Source organism: Serratia sp. LTN-2, from assembly GCF_059740205.1.
Map to the genome: position 1 here is coordinate 55,651 of NZ_JCAXDO010000003.1, position 17,039 is coordinate 72,689.

16 protein-coding genes are annotated in these 17,039 nt (G+C 61.5%); 9 read left to right on the forward strand and 7 right to left on the reverse strand.

What is annotated here, in order from left to right:
• Position 1: 1 nt before the first annotated feature.
• Entirely contained in the window at positions 2-1,027 is a 1,026-nt protein-coding gene (benC, locus tag AC6BYQ_RS07415) for a benzoate 1,2-dioxygenase electron transfer component BenC (protein ID WP_498056611.1), read from the forward strand.
• A gap of 2 nt (positions 1,028-1,029) precedes the next feature.
• On the forward strand, positions 1,030-1,812 hold the full coding sequence (gene benD / locus AC6BYQ_RS07420) for a benzoate diol dehydrogenase BenD (RefSeq protein ID WP_498056612.1): 783 nt from the start codon (positions 1,030-1,032) through the stop codon (positions 1,810-1,812).
• Between the two features lie 16 nt (positions 1,813-1,828).
• Here benD and arsC read toward each other — a convergent pair whose 3' ends face one another.
• The 3 genes from arsC to AC6BYQ_RS07435 form a co-directional block, all read right to left on the reverse strand.
• Complete coding sequence (gene arsC, locus AC6BYQ_RS07425; protein WP_063918585.1) at positions 1,829-2,257, reverse strand: glutaredoxin-dependent arsenate reductase; 429 nt, start codon at positions 2,255-2,257, stop codon at positions 1,829-1,831.
• Between the two features lie 14 nt (positions 2,258-2,271).
• Positions 2,272-3,561, reverse strand: coding sequence for an arsenic transporter (locus AC6BYQ_RS07430; protein WP_198636644.1), 1,290 nt, complete (start codon positions 3,559-3,561; stop codon positions 2,272-2,274).
• A 70-nt stretch (positions 3,562-3,631) separates the two neighbouring features.
• Entirely contained in the window at positions 3,632-3,958 is a 327-nt protein-coding gene (locus AC6BYQ_RS07435; protein ID WP_019453521.1) for a metalloregulator ArsR/SmtB family transcription factor, read from the reverse strand.
• Positions 3,959-4,179: 221 nt separating this feature from the next.
• Here AC6BYQ_RS07435 and AC6BYQ_RS07440 point away from each other — a divergent pair, with 221 nt between their 5' ends.
• The 3 genes from AC6BYQ_RS07440 (at position 4,180) to AC6BYQ_RS07450 (ending at position 5,943) form a co-directional block, all read left to right on the forward strand.
• Entirely contained in the window at positions 4,180-4,359 is a 180-nt protein-coding gene (locus tag AC6BYQ_RS07440; RefSeq protein ID WP_498056794.1) for a hypothetical protein, read from the forward strand.
• Positions 4,360-4,570: 211 nt separating this feature from the next.
• Positions 4,571-5,167 carry a hypothetical protein gene (locus AC6BYQ_RS07445; RefSeq protein WP_498056613.1) on the forward strand — a complete coding sequence of 199 codons (597 nt, stop codon included), beginning with the start codon at positions 4,571-4,573 and terminating at the stop codon, positions 5,165-5,167.
• A 2-nt stretch (positions 5,168-5,169) separates the two neighbouring features.
• Positions 5,170-5,943 (forward strand): DUF3307 domain-containing protein, encoded by a 774-nt coding sequence (locus AC6BYQ_RS07450; RefSeq protein WP_498056614.1) that lies wholly within the window; start codon positions 5,170-5,172, stop codon positions 5,941-5,943.
• A gap of 48 nt (positions 5,944-5,991) precedes the next feature.
• On the opposite strand, the gene mgtA is transcribed toward AC6BYQ_RS07450, so the two are convergent.
• Positions 5,992-8,691, reverse strand: a complete 2,700-nt coding sequence (mgtA, locus tag AC6BYQ_RS07455; RefSeq protein WP_498056615.1) for a magnesium-translocating P-type ATPase — start codon at positions 8,689-8,691, stop codon at positions 5,992-5,994.
• Positions 8,692-8,936: 245 nt separating this feature from the next.
• Positions 8,937-9,635, reverse strand: coding sequence for an MgtC family protein (locus tag AC6BYQ_RS07460; RefSeq protein ID WP_025159855.1), 699 nt, complete (start codon positions 9,633-9,635; stop codon positions 8,937-8,939).
• A gap of 113 nt (positions 9,636-9,748) precedes the next feature.
• Between AC6BYQ_RS07460 and AC6BYQ_RS07465 the strand changes: the two genes are divergently transcribed.
• From AC6BYQ_RS07465 to AC6BYQ_RS07475, 3 genes are all read left to right on the forward strand, one after another.
• On the forward strand, positions 9,749-9,994 hold the full coding sequence (locus AC6BYQ_RS07465; protein WP_154746434.1) for a hypothetical protein: 246 nt from the start codon (positions 9,749-9,751) through the stop codon (positions 9,992-9,994).
• 143 nt (positions 9,995-10,137) lie between these two features.
• Positions 10,138-12,321 (forward strand): glycoside hydrolase, encoded by a 2,184-nt coding sequence (locus tag AC6BYQ_RS07470; protein WP_498056616.1) that lies wholly within the window; start codon positions 10,138-10,140, stop codon positions 12,319-12,321.
• Positions 12,322-12,382: 61 nt separating this feature from the next.
• Complete coding sequence (locus AC6BYQ_RS07475) at positions 12,383-13,768, forward strand: CoA transferase (RefSeq protein ID WP_498056617.1); 1,386 nt, start codon at positions 12,383-12,385, stop codon at positions 13,766-13,768.
• On the opposite strand, the gene AC6BYQ_RS07480 is transcribed toward AC6BYQ_RS07475, so the two are convergent.
• Positions 13,765-14,640 carry a LysR substrate-binding domain-containing protein gene (locus AC6BYQ_RS07480; RefSeq protein ID WP_498056618.1) on the reverse strand — a complete coding sequence of 292 codons (876 nt, stop codon included), beginning with the start codon at positions 14,638-14,640 and terminating at the stop codon, positions 13,765-13,767. The genes AC6BYQ_RS07475 and AC6BYQ_RS07480 overlap by 4 nt on opposite strands.
• Positions 14,641-14,741: 101 nt before the next feature.
• On the opposite strand from AC6BYQ_RS07480, the gene AC6BYQ_RS07485 reads away from it, so the two are divergent.
• Positions 14,742-16,157 (forward strand): pyridoxal phosphate-dependent decarboxylase family protein, encoded by a 1,416-nt coding sequence (locus AC6BYQ_RS07485; RefSeq protein WP_498056619.1) that lies wholly within the window; start codon positions 14,742-14,744, stop codon positions 16,155-16,157.
• Here the strand turns inward: AC6BYQ_RS07485 and AC6BYQ_RS07490 are convergent.
• Complete coding sequence (locus tag AC6BYQ_RS07490) at positions 16,154-16,873, reverse strand: GNAT family N-acetyltransferase (RefSeq protein ID WP_498056620.1); 720 nt, start codon at positions 16,871-16,873, stop codon at positions 16,154-16,156. The two genes, AC6BYQ_RS07485 and AC6BYQ_RS07490, sit on opposite strands and share 4 nt — an antisense overlap.
• Between the last annotated feature and the right edge of the window lie 166 nt (positions 16,874-17,039).

The following is a 17,039-nucleotide window of genomic DNA, read 5'->3' on the forward strand; positions in this document are numbered from 1 at the left end:
TATGTCTTTTACCGTGGCCCTTAATTTTGAAGACGGCGTCAGCCGCTTTATTCAATGCAACCCGAATGAAAAAGTACTCGACGCCGCCTACCGACAAAAGATCAACCTGCCGATGGACTGCTCGGACGGCGTATGCGGCACCTGTAAATGCCACTGTGAACAAGGAGAATATCAGCTGGGCGATGACTATCTGGACGAAGCGCTGTCAGAGCAGGAAGTCGCACAGCGGCGGGTGTTGACCTGTCAGATGGTGCCGCTCTCGGACTGCGTCATCGAGGTGCCGATGCCTTCGACGATGTGTAAAACCGCCAGCGAAATGTTTACCGCCACCGTCGCCTCCGCCACCGCCCTGTCGGACAGCGCTATCGAGTTCCGCCTGACGCTGGATGATGAACGCGGCATCGCGTTCCTGCCGGGGCAATATGTGAATATCGACGTTCCCGGCAGTGCGGCCAGCCGCGCCTATTCGTTCAGTTCGCCGCCCGGCAGCCGGCAGCTCTCTTTTCTGCTGCGCAACGTACCCGGCGGCATGATGAGCCGTTATCTGACCGAACGGGCAAGCCCCGGCGACGCGATCCGTCTGCGCGGCCCGCAGGGCAGTTTCTATCTGCGTGCGCCGGTGCGGCCAATGTTATTTTTGGCCGGCGGCACCGGGCTGGCGCCGTTCCTTTCCATGCTGGAATATCTGGCGCTCGGCGGCAGCGAACAGCCGGTGCATCTGATCTACGGCGTCACCCATGACCACGATCTGGTCAAGCTGGAACAGCTGGAGGCGTATCGCCAGCGTCTGGCGAATTTCAGCTATCTGACCTGCGTGGCCAGTGAAACGTCGTTTTCGACGCATAAAGGGTATGTCACCCAGCATCTCGACGAAAGCCTGCTTAATAACGGTGAGCTGGATGTGTATCTGTGCGGGCCGCCGCCGATGGTGGAAGCGGTGCTTGGCGATTTTCAGCGACGCGCCTTTATCCCGCATAGCTTCCATTATGAGAAGTTCGCCCCCAGCCAGGCCGATGGGAGGAGTTGACCATGGATAAATCACGTTTCAGCGGCCAGGTGATGGTAATAACCGGCGCCGCTCAAGGCATCGGCAAAGCGGTGGCCGAACGCGCGGCTCGGGAAGGGGCCCGTTTGGCGCTGATCGATCGCTCCCCCTATCTGGAAGAGGTCGTGGCCGTTTTACGCGAACGCGGCGCCGATATCATCGCCCTGCAGGCCGATTTGGAGCATTGGGAAGCAGCGCGCGATGCGCTGGATCAGGTGCAACAGCACTTTGGGCGCGTGGATATTATGGTGAACAACGTGGGCGGCACCATCTGGGCACGACCGTTTGCCGACTATGCGCCGCAACAGATTGAGGCGGAGATTCGGCGCTCGCTGTTCCCGACGCTATGGGGTTGCCGCGCCGCGTTGCCGCATATGCTGGCGCAGGGGAGCGGAGTGATCGTCAACGTCTCTTCGGTCGCCACGCGCGGCGTCAATCGCGTTCCCTATTCCGCAGCCAAAGGCGGCGTCAACGCCCTGACCCAATCACTGGCCTTTGAATATGCCGGCGCCGGCATTCGCATCAACGCCACGGCGCCGGGCGGCACCGAAGCGCCGCCGCGGCTGACGCCACGCAATCGCGAATCCCCGACGCAACAGGAGGAAAGTTGGTATCGGCAGGTGGTTGAGCAAACGCTCGACAGCAGTCTGATGCACCGCTACGGCAGCGTCGATGAACAAGCCGCCGCTATTCTGTTCCTCGCCAGCGCCGAAGCCAGTTACATTAACGGAACGGTGCTGCCGGTCGCCGGCGGCGATTTGGGGTAAAACAGGCGCCGGGGGATCAACGTATGATCCGCCGGCCCTGCGCATCGATCACCGGCTCCCCGTCCTCTTTGCTGAAGGCGCCGCGCTGCGGATCCGGCAGAATATCCAAAACCACCTCCGATGGGCGGCACAGACGCGTGCCGAGCGGCGTCACTACGATAGGGCGATTGATCAGGAGCGGCCGTTGCAGCATAAAGTCGATCAGTTGTTCATCGCTCCAGGCGCTGTCGTCCAGATGCAGCTCGGCGTAGGGCTCGACGTTTTTGCGCAGCAAGGCGCGCGGCGTCATGCCCATCTCGGCCAGCAGTGCTGTCAAACGTTCGCGGCTGGGCGGCGTTTCCAGATACAAAATCACCTCCGGCTCAGCGCCGCTGTTGCGGATCAGCGCCAGCGTGTTGCGCGACGTGCCGCAGGCGGGATTGTGATAAATTTTGATGTCGCTCATGTCAGTTGCTCCGGTTATGGCAAAACGGACAGCCGCAGCGCCAGCGCGGCCAGGGTGACGAACAGGATCGGCAGCGTCATCATCACGCCTACGCGAAAATAATAGCCCCAGGTAATGACGATGTTCTTCCTTGCCAACACATGCAGCCACAGCAGCGTAGCCAGGCTGCCGATCGGGGTGATTTTGGGGCCGAGATCGCTGCCGATAACGTTAGCGTAAATCATCGCCTGCTTGATGACGCCTTCCGCGCTGCTGCCGTCGATCGACAGCGCCCCCACCAGCACCGTCGGCATGTTATTCATGACGGAGGAGAGAAACGCGCTCAGGAAACCGGTGCCGAGCGTCGCCGCCCACAGCCCCTGCCGCGCCAACGCATCCAGTACGCCGGACAGCAAATCGGTCAAGCCGGCATTGCGCAGCCCGTAGACCACCAGATACATGCCCAGCGAGAAAATCACAATCTGCCAAGGCGCCCCGCGCAGCACTTTGCCGGTATCGATCGCCCGCCCGCGTTTCGCCACCGCCAGCAGCACCAGCGCACCGCAGGCGGCGACCAAACTAACCGGCACGCCGAGCGGCTCCAGGCCGAAGAAGCCGATCAGCAACAGCGCCAATACGGCCCAGCCGGTCCTAAACGTCGCGCGATCGCGGATCGCTTCCCGCGGTACCGGTAAGCGCGCCAACGCGTAGCGCTGGGGAATATCTTTGCGGAAGAACAGATGCAACATCACCAGCGTCGCCGCCACGGCGACGAGGTTGACCGGCACCATCACCGCCGCATACTCCGTAAAGCCCAAGTGGAAGAAATCCGCCGAAACGATATTCACCAAATTGGACACCACCAGCGGCAGGCTGGCGGTATCGGCGATAAAGCCTGCCGCCATCACGAAAGCCAGCACCGCCGCAGGGCGAAAGCCGAGCGCCGACAGCATGGCGATCACGATCGGCGTCAGGATCAGCGCGGCGCCGTCGTTCGCAAACAGCGCCGCCACCACCGCGCCCAACAACAGCATGTAGGTAAACAGCCAGCGCCCTTTACCGTTGCCCCAACGGGCGACATGCAAGGCGGTCCAGGCGAAAAAACCGCTCTCATCCAGCAACAGGCTGATAATGATGACGGCGATGAAGGTCGCGGTCGCATTCCAGACTATCTGCCACACCACGGGAATATCGCCGACGTGCACCACGCCGCTCAGCAATGCCAACCCCGCCCCGATTGACGCGCTCCAGCCAATACCCAGCCCTTTCGGTTGCCAGATAACCAAGATCAACGTCAGAATAAAGATCGTCCCCGCCACTATCATCGCTGCCTCACTGCCTCTCAAACTTACATATATGTTTTTTCGAATATATAACGGCAAATTTTTTTTACCGTTACGAGCAGCCTTTCGCCACGCGTTGCCCCAACGCCGCCACCTGCTCTGGACGGCACAGATAAGCCTGCTCAATAATCGCCGCCGCCCAGGCCGGCATATGCGGCGACAGGCGATAATGTATCCATTTGCCGTCGCGCCGATCGAGCAACAGCCCGCTTTCGCGCAGCATCGCCAGATGCCTTGAGATTTTGGGTTGCGGCAGCGCCAGAGCACCCGACAGCTCGCACACGCACAGCTCGCCGGCGTGGCGCAGCAATAGCACCAGCGTCAGACGCGTATCGTCCGACAAGTTTTTAAACAGCTTCAGCGGCGTCAATGACGACATAATGCGCTCCTGGTATTCTTTGCCCCACTATAATCCAGCGCTGGAACATTTCAAAATCATATTCGTTTAAACGAATATAAATTCACGCGACATGTCATCGCGCACGCCCGGCTATCGGCGAGTTAAGTTTCAGCTATCGATTCCATACGCCAAAGCCGCTGTTCATTATGTGCTCTTTCGCTACAATCGTGAGCACTGACATTCACCGTATCGAGGACACCATGTACAACTTCTCCCGCTATCAGGCAAAAGAACTGGCGCTGGCTTACATGAGCGGCAAAAAGCACGATCTGTCGCCACAGGAGTTTTTGCAGCAGTTGAAAAGCAGCGAAAGATCGTTTGAACACCTGCTGAAACACGGCAGCGAAATCCCGCGTGAAGTGCTGGTCAAAAGCTTCTGAACGGCCGGTTGCCGGCCCCTTTTCCTCTACATCGCCGGTGGCGAGCCTGACGGGCCCGCGCATTCCCGGCTGTCCATCCCCTTCGCCTCACCGCATAATTTCGCCCCCAAAGGCGAAAAGTTGATAAATTCGCATCTATAAGCGAATTATTGACTTATTCGCATCCAGGTGCGAATTTATAGTCTTCCTATTGCCAACAACGGATCACGCCATGCCGACACCAATCAGCGTAATCAGCGGCGATCTGGTCGATTCTCGCCGGTCAGACACCGTCAACTATCTCAATGGGCTGCACAGCCTGCTCGAACGGCTGCAGCGCGATGGGCGGCTGCATCAGGTGGAGATTTTCCGCGGCGACGCCTTCCAGGCGCAGGCCGCCCCCGAGGACGGGCTGTTTCTGGCGGTGTACATTCGCCTCGCTCTGCGGGCGATGGGCGCCGCGCACTGGGATGCGCGCATCGCCGTCGGGCTGGGCAGCCAGCGGCCCGATGCCATCGGTTACGGCAGCGCCTTTATCAATTCCGGCAGCGCGCTGGACGCCATGGCGAAAAATTGCCGGCTGGCTCTGAAAACCGACAACGATCGGACAAACGCCATTGTCAGCGATCTGCTGCCGATGTTAGATCATGTGATTAGCCGCCTGTCACAGACCGAAGCGCGCATCGTCCAGGCAAGAATGTTCGCCGACAGCGGCGCGGCCGTGGCGGACCAACTGCAAAAAGCCGCCTCCACGGTCTCCGCCGCGCTGAAACGCGCGGCCTACGAGGAAATCATGCGGTTTATTCACGCCATTAACAGGATCGTCTGACTATGGATCTGACCTATGCACCCTTGCTGGCCTGGCTGTTGCTCGCCCACTTGCTGGCGGATTTTCCGCTGCAGCCGCGGAGTTGGGTGGAAGATAAAATCCAACATCGCGCACGCTCGCGTTTTCTGCTGTTGCACGCCTTGCTGCACGGGGTGCTGGCCGCCTGGGTGGTGGCCGGTTTCGGCCTGCTGCACGGCGGGCTCTCTTCACGCCAGGTGCTGGCCAGCCTGCTGGTCATCGCCCTCAGCCACTACCTGATCGATTGGCTGAAAGTCACCATCATGGCCCGCCTGAGCCCGGCCCGCAGTTTCCTGCTCGATCAGGGATTGCATCTGGCGGTGATCGCCTTGCTGTGGCTAGGGCTGACGCCGAATGCGGCTGAACTGCTCGCCGCGCTGGGGCGGCAACTGGGGAGCTGGCAAACCGGTCTGGTGCTGGTGGCCTACAGCCTGATTTATCTGCCGATGAGTCTGCTGATCGGGCAACTGCTGGCGCGCTGGACGCCGCAAATGCCGCCTTCGGCCAAGGCCGATAACGACTCGCTGCTGCGCGCGGGCAAACAGATTGGCTATCTGGAGAGAACGCTGATCCTGACCTTTGTGCTGCTGGGGCAGATCCCGGCGATCGGTTTTTTGCTGGCGGCCAAATCCATCTTCCGTTTCGGCGATCTGCGCCAGAGCGACGATAAGATGCGTACCGAGTATGTGCTGCTCGGCACGCTGTTTTCCTTCACGCTGACCATCATGCTCGGCCTGTTGGTCAACAAACTGCTGTAGCGGTGAGGGGGCGAAGCATTTCGCCCCCGAAGTGAACGCCGAGGCGGCTTACAGCCACTCGCCGAAGCGGCGGATGTAGAAACGCTTCATCATCTGCGCAACCACGCAGTAGCTGACCAGCGTCGCGGCCAGCCACGGGAAGTATTCCCACGGCAGCGGCTGCAGGCCAACCAGGGCACCGAGCGGCGAGAACGGAATGTAAATGCCGAGCGCCATCACCAACCCGGTGGTCAGCAACACCGGCAGCGCCGCGGTGCTCTGAATGAACGGGATCTTCTGGGTGCGCAGCATATGCACCACCAGCGTTTGCGACAGCAGCCCCTCGATGAACCAACCAGACTGGAACAGCGCCTGGTGTTCCACGCTGTTGGCGGCGAACACGTACCACATCAGCGCATAGGTCGTAATATCGAAGATCGACGAGGTCGGCCCAATCCACAGCATAAAGCGCCCGATGTTTTTGGAATCCCACTTGCGCGGCTTGCGCAGGAACTCTTTGTCCATCTTGTCCCACGGCAGCGACAGCTGAGAAATGTCGTACATCAGGTTCTGAATCAACAGGTGGATCGCCAGCATCGGCAAGAACGGAATGAAGGCGCTGGCCACCAGCACCGAGAACACGTTGCCGAAGTTGGAGCTGGCAGTCATGTTCAGGTACTTGATGATATTGCCGAAGGTCTCGCGCCCCTTGATCACCCCCTCTTCCAGCACCATCAGGTTCTTTTCCAACAGAATGATGTCCGCCGACTCCTTGGCGATGTCGGTGCCGGTATCGACCGAAATGCCGACGTCGGCGTCGCGCAGCGCCGGGGCATCGTTGATGCCGTCGCCGAGGAAACCGACAGTATGGCCGTTGGCCTGCAGCATTTTCAGCACCCGCGATTTTTGCAGCGGCGTCAGCTTGGTGAACACCGTGCGCTGTTCCACTTCGCGCGCCAGCTCTTCGTCATCCATCTGTTCAATCTGCAGCCCGGAGAGCGGTTCACCCGGCTCCAGCCCGACGTCGCGGCAAATCTTGCAGGTGATCACCGGGTTGTCGCCGGTCAGCACCTTCACCGTCACGCCGTTTTCCTGCAGTGCGGCGATCGCCTGCTGCGCGCTCTCCTTCGGCGGATCGAGGAAGGTCAGCAGCCCCTGCACCACCATGTCGCGCTCATCGGCCACGCTCAGCGGTTCGGCCGAGCGTTGCGCATCCAGCTCGCGCGTCGCCAGCACCAACACGCGGAAGCCATCTTCGTTATACTCGCGAGCCAGCGCCTGCAGCGCCGCACGACGCGTTTCATCCAGTTCCAGCGTCTTGTCGCCTTCGCGCACGTGGGTGGCGATCTCCAGCATCTCCTCCACCGCGCCCTTACAGATCAGCTGCTGTCTGTCATGCTCATCCGCCACCACGATCGACAGACGGCGGCGCACGAAATCGAACGGCAGCTCATCCACCTTGCTGAAACGTCCCAGGGCTTCGATCCCCGGTTTGCCGCGCCCGAAGCGGATCACCGCCTGGTCCATCAGGTTCTTCATGCCGCTCTGGTGGAAGCTGTTCAGCCAGGCCAGGTGCAGCACCTCGTTATCCCTGGCGCCATTGACGTCGATGTGGTGCTCGAGAATGATGCGATCCTGCGTCAGCGTACCGGTCTTGTCGGTACAGAGCACGTCCATGGCGCCGAAGTTCTGAATGGCGTTCAGGCGCTTCACCACCACCTTGCGGCGCGACATGGCGATCGCCCCTTTCGCCAGGTTGGAGCTGACGATCATCGGCAGCATTTCCGGCGTCAGACCGACCGCCACCGCCAGCGCGAACAACGCCGCTTCGCTCCAGTCGCCTTTGGTGAAGCCGTTGATCAGCAACACCACCGGTACCATCACCAGCATGAAGCGAATCAACAGCCAGCTGACGCTGTTCACCCCGCGATCGAACGCGGTTTGCGCCCGCGAACCGACGATCGACTTGGCGAGCGAGCCGAAGTAGGTGCGCCCGCCGGTCGCCACCACCACTGCCGTCGCGGTGCCGCTGGCGACGTTGGTGCCCATCAGGCAGATGTTGGACAGCTCAAGCAGCGCGTTCTCGCTGGAGACCTCCCCTTCGCTCGACTTCTGCGCCACGTTGCCCATCGCATCGTATTTCTCGATAGGGATCGCTTCACCGGTCAAAATCGCCTGGCTGATGAACAGATCGCGCGAAGCGATAAGGCGCACGTCGGCCGGCACCATGTCGCCGGCGGAGAGCTGAATGATATCCCCCGGCACCAGTTCGCGGATCGGCACCTCCAGCGTCAGCGGATGCGCGCTGTAGCTGCTGCGGCGCAGCACCGTAGCGGTGGTACGCACCATCGATTTCAGCGCTTCCGCCGCCTTGTTGGTGCGGTATTCCTGCCAGAAACGCAACAGCCCGCTCAACGTGACCATGGTCAGGATGATGATGACGCCGGTGAGTTCAGTTTCTTCACCGCTCTGGAGCGGCAGCCAATAATCGGTAAAGAAACTGATCGCAGCCAGCACCATCAGCACGAAGATAAACGGGTTATTGAAGGCCTTGATCAGCTGGATCAGGGCGTGCGGTGCCTTGTCGTGGGCGACCTGGTTGGCGCCGAACTGTTCCAGCCGTTCATCGGCGTCGTCCTGGGTCAAGCCGTTGCGGTTGCACTTCAGGTTCGCCAGCGTCTGGGCGATGCTGTTGGTCGCCTCTTGCGCAATGGCGTAGCTCACTGCGTCTTTATCACGGCGGTGCGTTCTTTCATTAATCTGAGTCATAACGCTATTCTCTTATTTTAGTTCTGCGCACAGGGTTCTCCCGCCCGATAAACAGGTGACTATGCACAGCTTGGAATTTGTTTAATTAGCGCGACTGAATGGCGAGATCACCCGGCCAGCCACGCAAGAATTATTTCCCTTCCGGGGTCATCGTCCATAACGCCTCCTTAATGCCCAACGTTATTCACGGCGTGCCTGAATAAACCCGAACATGCAATCAAGTTAATAAATATTTATATGATTAATCAGACCGGTAATTCGGACGCAACGCGCCAGCGAACGGCGCTCACACTTTTTTCCAGGCTGATGCGGCAGACAATACCCTCAATTTCTTTTTGCGCGGCCGGCGTGGCGTTAATTTCCGCGCACACTTCCAATTGCCCAGGGCTGGCAATATCGGCGCTGCGCAAGGATTGCAACCGCAAGGCCACGCCGTTCAACGCCTGCAATATCAGGGTGCGCACCAGAATTTCATCCTGCTCGCCGCAGGTCACCTGAATGCGATAGCACAGTTCGAGATCGGTCGCCTGCTGTTGCGGCTGCAGGTTGATGCGCTGCGCGGCTTCGCGCAGCAGGATATTGGCGCACAGGATCACCAGCGTGGCGACCACCGCATCCCAATGCTGGCCCAGGCCGCACAGCACGCCGATGCCCGCAGAACACCACAGCGTGGCGGCGGTGTTGAGGCCGCGAATGTTCAGCCCTTCACGCATGATTACGCCGGCGCCGAGGAAGCCGATGCCGGATACGATCTGCGCGGCCACGCGGCCGGCACTGGCCGGATCGGTGGACATAGAGCTGAGAATGAAGACCGCCGCGCCGGTCGCCACCAGCGCATTGGTGCGCAGGCCGGCCATGCGTTGGCGCCACTGGCGCTCGGCGCCAATCACCGCGCCCAGGCACATCGCCAGCAATAAATTTAAAACGAAAGGAGTCATAGCCATGACTTTCCCCTTAATTAACGACAGGAGATAAAATCATGTGCTGTTTAGCACACGCGAAAACGCGCTGAAAATAAATCAGCGAATCAGCGTGTCATGCCTGGAGGGAAAAGGCTGTGGCTGCAGAATACCATAATAACGTCCAACTCAATTCACCTGAAGCCACCTGGCATCAGGAAACGTTTTCTTATTCGGGTATGCACAGCTCAGAAATAACTGGAGAGGGGTGCTGCCCGCCGCTAGCGGCAAGCAACAAATCAGAAGAGAATTGGTCAGCTTGCCTTATTTATTTTATTACAACTGCAACTGTCCAATTGGGTTTCTCCACCGAAATTTTGGCTGAGTATAGTGACGTCGGATAATGAAGTAAAGGCTAATTTATTAAACGAAAAATAAACTGAAATACCGCACTGATATTTCGATGTCACAAATAGGGCGCGGCAACGTTGGGTAGCGGTGTGCTTATCGGTAAACTACCCTCCTTCATCTTTCAAGGACGCCTCCGATGAAACAACGGTTTTCCCCGCTCGCGCTCGCGCTGCTCGTCAGCTTTTCCGCCGATGCCTTGCTGCTGCGGCAAGGCGACGTGCAGTTTGAACTCGATCCCGCCACGCTGCGCATCGCCGCAGGTGCGGTGCCGGTCAACTTGGCTCAGCCCACGCAACAGGTGGCGGATCTCACCGCGTCGCCACAGCGCGCCAGCTGGCGATGGCCGCAAAGCGCGGTCAGCGTGAGCGCCCGCCTGGAAGACGGCGATCTGCGCCTGAGCTTCCGTAGCGACCGGCCGCAAACCCTGAGCTGGTATCGTCTGCCTCCGCAGGCGGCGGCGCTGTTGCTGCCGATCGGCGAAGGCAGCCGCATTCCACTCGACAACCCGGTCTGGCGCAACTACCTGACGACGGAAATGACGCCGCTGGATACCAACTGGGATCTGAAACTGCCGCTGTGGAGCCAGCAACATCAGGACAAGGTCTACAGCTGGCTGATGTTGACGCCGTTCAGCAACCGGGTCACCTTCGCTTCGGAGCAGGAAAAGCTGGCGATGCGCGCCGAGCATCAGTTCAACCGCTTCAATCAACAACAGGCATTCGAGGTGCTGCTGCACGTGGGAAACACGCCGCTGTCCGGCGCCCGCCGTTACCGCGAGATTCTGCAACAAAGTGGCCAGTTCAGCAGCCTGCGCGAAAAGATGAAACAGGCGCCCGAAGGCGAAAAGCTGATCGGCGCAACCCATATCTACCTGTGGGGCGACCAGCTGCTGGCGGCGGAAGATGTCAAAGATTGGCCGGGCTTGCTGCACTACCTCGCCTCTCCCGCCGCCGAAGCGCTGCGGCAGCAGATGGATGCCGAGAGCAGAAAATCTCTGCGGCAATTGGCGGGCAAAACGCCGGAAGGCTGGCAACAACAGTCCCTGATAGACGGCATCAACCAGGCGCTGACGGCGCAGTTCGCGCTGGGCGCGACGCCGGATGACGCCGATTTCCTGCAGGCGCAGCAGCGCCAGGCCGCCGCAGTGCGTGAGCGGGCGCAGCAAGAGCTGGGGCGCTGGTTAACCCCAGCGGACGGTTGGGGGCAAGGGCTGGCCAAACCACTGATCGATGCGCTGCGCCAGGCCGGTTTGCCGCGCCTGTGGTTGGGCACCGACAACTGGACCGCCGCCTTCCTGCACCCGCAAGCGGTGGCCGCCGCCAAAGCGGCCGGCTATCTGATCGCCAGCTACGACTCCTATGATACTGCCATTGCGCGCGGCGTGAACGACAGCTGGCTCACCGCGCAACTGCCGACGGCGCTGCGCGAAACCTGCGCCATCGTGCGCGCCGACGGCAGCAAGAAACCCGGCTTCGGCAAACAGGGTTACTACCTTAATCCGGGCTGCGTCCTGCCCTATTCTCAACAGCGCATGCGCGAGCTGGTGCAACTGGCCGGGTTGAACAGCCTGTTTCTCGACGTGGACGGCACCGGCATGGTGTCCGATGACTATCAGCCCGACCACCCGACCGGCGCAGCGCAGATGGCCGAGGCGCGCAACGCCCGGCTGGCCTGGTTCAGCGCCACCCTTAAGTTGCCGCTCGGCTCGGAGGACGGCAACGCGGTGACCGCCCGCAGCCTGATGTTCGCCCACGGCATGGAAACCTGGGGATTCGGCTGGGGCGATAAACAGATGAATCAGGATAAGTCCTCGCCCTATTATCTCGGCGCCTGGTGGCCCAACGCCCAACCGGCGTTTTTCTTCCGCCCCGCCAGAGTGAAACAGCCCTACCGCACGGTCGAATTCGATCCGCGTTATCGCCTGCCGCTCTACCAGGCCGTTTTCCACGATGCGATCGTCAGCAGCCACCATTGGAATTACGACAATCTGAAGTTCAGCGACGTTCAGACCAGCCGCAGCCTGCTCAGCCAGCTGTATAACACTGCGCCGATGTTCCATCTGAGCCGCGCCACCCTGGCCGCACGCTTGCCGGCGATCAAACGCGCCGATGCCGCTTTCCGGCCGCTGCATCAGGCTCTGTGGGACAAAGCGCTGACCGACTTCCGCTGGCTCGATCGGGACGGCTGGGTGCAACAGACGACCTTCAGCGACGGCTCGACGCTGACCGCCAACTTTGGCGAGCGGCCTTTCGCCGGCATAGCGGCCCACAGTCTGCGTGCCAAACTGGCCGACGGCCGCACGCTCGACGTTGCCCCTTAGCAAGGTCGCCGGTGGTGGGCTACGCTAGGCTATATTTCCGACGACACGCAAGGAGCGGCCGATGACGCCTCTTATTCACACTCTGCTCGACGACATTTGGCAAAGCCTGGGGCAACGCCCCGCGCCCGTCGACCGGCTCACCGTCAGCGGCGCCGGCGCATTGCCTTCGGCGTTTCCCGTCACCGAATTGGCCACCGCCGCCTGGGGCGCCGCCGGATTGGCCTGCGGCGAATTGCTGCGCCGTGAGGCTGCCGACGCGCCGCAGGCCTGGATCGATCAACGCCTGGCCTCATTCTGGTTCGGCTGGACGCTGCGTCCGTTGGGTTGGACGCTGCCTGCGGCGTGGGACGCGCTGGCCGGCGACTATGCCACGGCGGATGGCTGGATACGCCTGCATACCAATGCGCCGCACCATCGGCGAGCGGTGGAACAGATGCTGGGCGCGGCATCGGATAAAGGCTCGCTGGCGGCGCGCGTGCTGAGCTGGAAAAAAAGCGAACTGGAACAGGCGGTCATCGAGGCCGGCGGCTGCGCGGCCCAAATGCGTTCGGCGGCCGACTGGCGCCAGCATATTCAGGGCAAGAGCGTGGCGCTCGAACCGTTGATCCACACCTCGATGCAGCCGGAAGCGCCGCCGCCGGGTTGGGCGCTGCCCGCCGCCCGGCCGCTGCACGGCGTACGGGTGCTGGATCTGACGCGCATTCTCGCCGGGCCAATCGCCACGCGTTTTCTCGCCGGTTTGGGCGCCGACGTGCTGCGCATCGATCCTTACGGTTGGGATGAACCCGGCGTCGAGCATGAGGTGATGCTGGGCAAGCGCAGCGCGCGCCTCAACCTGAGCAATGCGCACGATCGCCATACGTTTGAACACCTGCTGAAGAACGCCGACGTGATTGTGCACGGCTACCGCGCCGGTGCGCTGGAGAAGCTGGGCTATGGCACGGAGGAAAGGCGCGCGCTGGCGCCGGGCCTGATCGACGTCTGCCTGAATGCCTACGGCTGGAGCGGGCCGTGGCGCACCCGGCGCGGTTTCGACAGTCTGGTGCAGATGAGCTGCGGGCTGGCGGAGGCAGGCATGGTTTGGCGCAGCGCCAGTATGCCGGTGCCGCTGCCGGTACAGGCTCTGGACCACGCCACCGGCTATTTGATGGCGGCAGCGGTATTGACCGGTATGGCGCAGCGCATGAAAAACGGTGCCGGCTACCACGCCCGGTTGTCGCTGGCGCGCACGGCGCAACTGCTGTTGGCGCATCCGCATCCGACGCATTATCGGCCGGAACCGCTGGCGCCTGCCGGCCCCGCCGACGAGAATCCGGAAACGGAACTGACTTACTGGGGCGCCGCGCAACGCCTGCGCACGCCGCTAAACCTGCAGGGCACCGCACTGCAATGGGCGCTGCCGGCGACCACGCTCGGCGCCTCGCAGCCGGAGTGGCTGCGCCGTTAAACCGCCGCCAACTGCTGCTGCAGCCACTGCAGCAAACGTGTCACCGCCGGCGTCAGCCCGGCGGTCTGCGGCCATGCCAGATAAACGTCGTCATCGCTCAGGCGGCATGACGCGGCCAGCGCCACCAGCTTTCCCGCGTCGATCGCGTCCTGCACCAGCAGCTTTTTCGCCAGCGCGATGCCGAACCCTTGTTCCGCTGCGCGAATCAACAATCCGGCATCGTTGAACAGCGCCTGTTGCCGCCCGCACAACGAGCGCCCCTGTGCGTTGAACCAATCGCGCCAGGGGCTGACGTCGTGTTCCAGCAACGGTATATCCCCGCCGCTCTCGAATGCCTCCCGCCACTGCCGCGCCATGTCCGGTGAAGCGACCGGCAGCACATCACCCGCCGCGATGCGCTGCGCCTGCAGCCCCGGCCAATGCCCGCCGCCGATGCGGATCGCCGCATCGAAGCCGCGCTGCGACAGATCCTGTAGCGTCAATGAGGCATCGATATCGAGCGCAATATCGGCACAGGCCTGATTAAAGGCCGGCAAACGCGGCAACAGCCAGTAATGGGCAAAAGACGGCAACACGCTGATGCGCAGCGTCTGGCTTGCCGCCGCACGTCGGGCGCGGGCCACGCCCTGCTGCAGCGCCTGCAGCGCCGGTTCCACCGCCGCCAGCAACTCTCGCCCGGCCGCATTCAAACGCAGCCCGCGCCCGCGCCGTTCAAACAGCGGGTAGCCGACCGCCTGCTCCAGCTGCTGAATTTGCTGGCTCACCGCCCCATGCGTCAAATGCACCTGCTGCGCCGTGGCACGCAAATTTTCCAACCGGGCGGCGATCGCAAAAGTCGGCAAGACATGCAGGGGAAGACGTTCATTCATCATTGGTTAACCAGGCTATCCAAAAAGGGTATTTTTTATCGATTTTGACCGACAGGCAAATGTTCTATGTTTACCTGACCATTCCTGACGCTTTCGGAGCCGCCATGCACCCACGTTTACAACAGGATCTCGCTCAGTTTCCGCAGATTCTCGACCACACCCGCCAGCTGGCTGAGGACTTTCTGGCTGGGCTGCAGCAGCGCTCGGTCTGCCCGCCGCTCGCGCACCAGCAGCTGCAGCCGGGTGATGACCGATTAGCAGAAAACGGCGCCGGCGCCCTGGCGGCGCTGGATGACTTCTGGCAGAAGTATCAGGCCGGCATTTCCGCCAGCGCCGGCCCGCGTTATTTCGGCTTCGTCACCGGCGGCGGCACCCCGGCGGCGGTCGCCGCAGACTGGCTGGTTAGCGTGACAGACCAAAATAGCCTGCTCAGCCATGATACCATCGCAGCCACGATTGAACTGGCTGCCGTGGCGCAGTTGAAATCCCTGCTGGGCCTGCCGGAAGCGTTCAACGGCAGCCTGGTCAGCGGCGCCACCATGGCCAATTTCGCCGGGCTGGCCATTGGCCGACAGTGGCTGGGCCAACGACACGGTGTCGATGTCGCCCAACAGGGCCTGGCGGCACTGGGCCCCATCCGGGCATTGGCGGCCAATCCACACTCCAGCAGCGTGAAGGCGCTCAGCATGCTCGGCATCGGCCGCGAAGCGTTGACGACCGTCGCCAGCCTGCCGGAGTCTGAAGCCATGGATATGGAAGCACTGGAGCGGCAGCTCGCCGCTGGCGAAGGCCGGCCCACGTTGGTGCTCGCCAGCGCCGGCACGGTCAACACCGTCGCTTTCGACGATCTGCCGCGTCTGCTGGCGCTGCGGGAGCGTTATCCGTTTTGGCTGCATGTCGATGCGGCCTTCGGCGGCGTGGCGGCCTGCTCGCCGCTATACGCTGCGAGGCTCGAGGGCTGGCAACATGCGGATTCCATCACCGTCGATGCCCACAAATGGCTGAACGTGCCTTACGACAGCGCGATCCAATTTACCCGCCATCTGGATCTACAGATGCAGGTGTTTCAGAACCATTCGGCCTACCTGGAGGCGCCGACGCTGCGGCCGGACAACTACCTGCATCTGACGCCGGAAAACTCGCGCCGCTTTCGCGCCCTGCCGCTCTGGCTAACGCTGAAAGCCTATGGCCGCAGCGGTATCCGGGATATCGTCGAGCGCAACGTCCAACTGGCGCAGGCGCTGGGGGCGGCGTTAGCGGCAGACGAGGGGTTCCACCTGCTGGCACCGGTGAATTTGAACGTGGTGTGCTTTGCGCTCAGCCATCCGCAAGGTGAGCGCGAGGCGGCGCGCGATCGCTTTCTCGAGCGCCTTAATCGGCATGGCGTAGTACGCTGCACCCCGACCACCTATAACCATCAGCCGGGGATCCGCGCCGCGTTGGTCAACTGGATGACGCAGGAGCAGGACATCCAATTGGCGCTGGACTCGTTGCGCCATTGCCTGGCGGAGACGGCTTAGGCGCTCGGCAAGTCACCGAGGTGAAAGGTCTGCAAACGCCGCTCTTGCCGCCCGTCATCGCCGATATTGTCCGGCGACAGCCAGGCGGTAAACGCCGCGCGCAGCGGCGGCCACTCTCCGTCGATGATCGACAGCCAATCGGTGTCGCGCGTGCGCCCTTTGACGACAATCGCCTGGCGGAAAGTGCCCTCGTAACGAAAGCCAAAACGCTCGGCGGCCTGGCGTGAAGGCAGATTGAGGTTATCGCACTTCCATTCGCAGCGCCGGTAGCCAAGATCGTCGAACAGATGCCGCAGCATCAGGAAGATCGCTTCGCTGCCGAGGGCGCTGCGTTTCATCAACGGCGACCAGTTGATGGTTCCCAGCTCTGCCACACCGTTGGCGGGATCGACGCGCAAAAAGGCGCAGGTTCCCACCGCGCGCCCGTTCTCCTGCGCGATCACTACCATCGTGTTTCTGTCGGCGCTGGTTGCCTGGGCCTGGAGATAGCGCTGGAAATCCTCGCGCGTCTGCGGCCGTTCCCAGAACAGATAGGTCCAGTCGCTATCGTCTTCGGCGGTTTGATAAGCGCGATAGAGTTCATCACCCCAGCGATCGATGTTCAGCGGTTCCAGACGGCAAAACCGTCCTTGCAGTAACGTCTGTCCGGGCATGCCTGCCGGCTGCCAATGGGGAAGAGCGTCGCCTATCGGCTGCCCGTACGGATTCCGTCTCATCGCGGCGTCCTGTTTTTGAAAGGGAAAAAGCACGTTAAAACCAACTCAGGCCAGAGACAACTCCGACCTGCTTTTTGGCGCAGGTTTGCCAGAAAGCGGCGCAACTGTTTAGAGAAATAACTCAATTCCCGTTTGGCATTCACAGAAATGATTTCAGATGAAATAA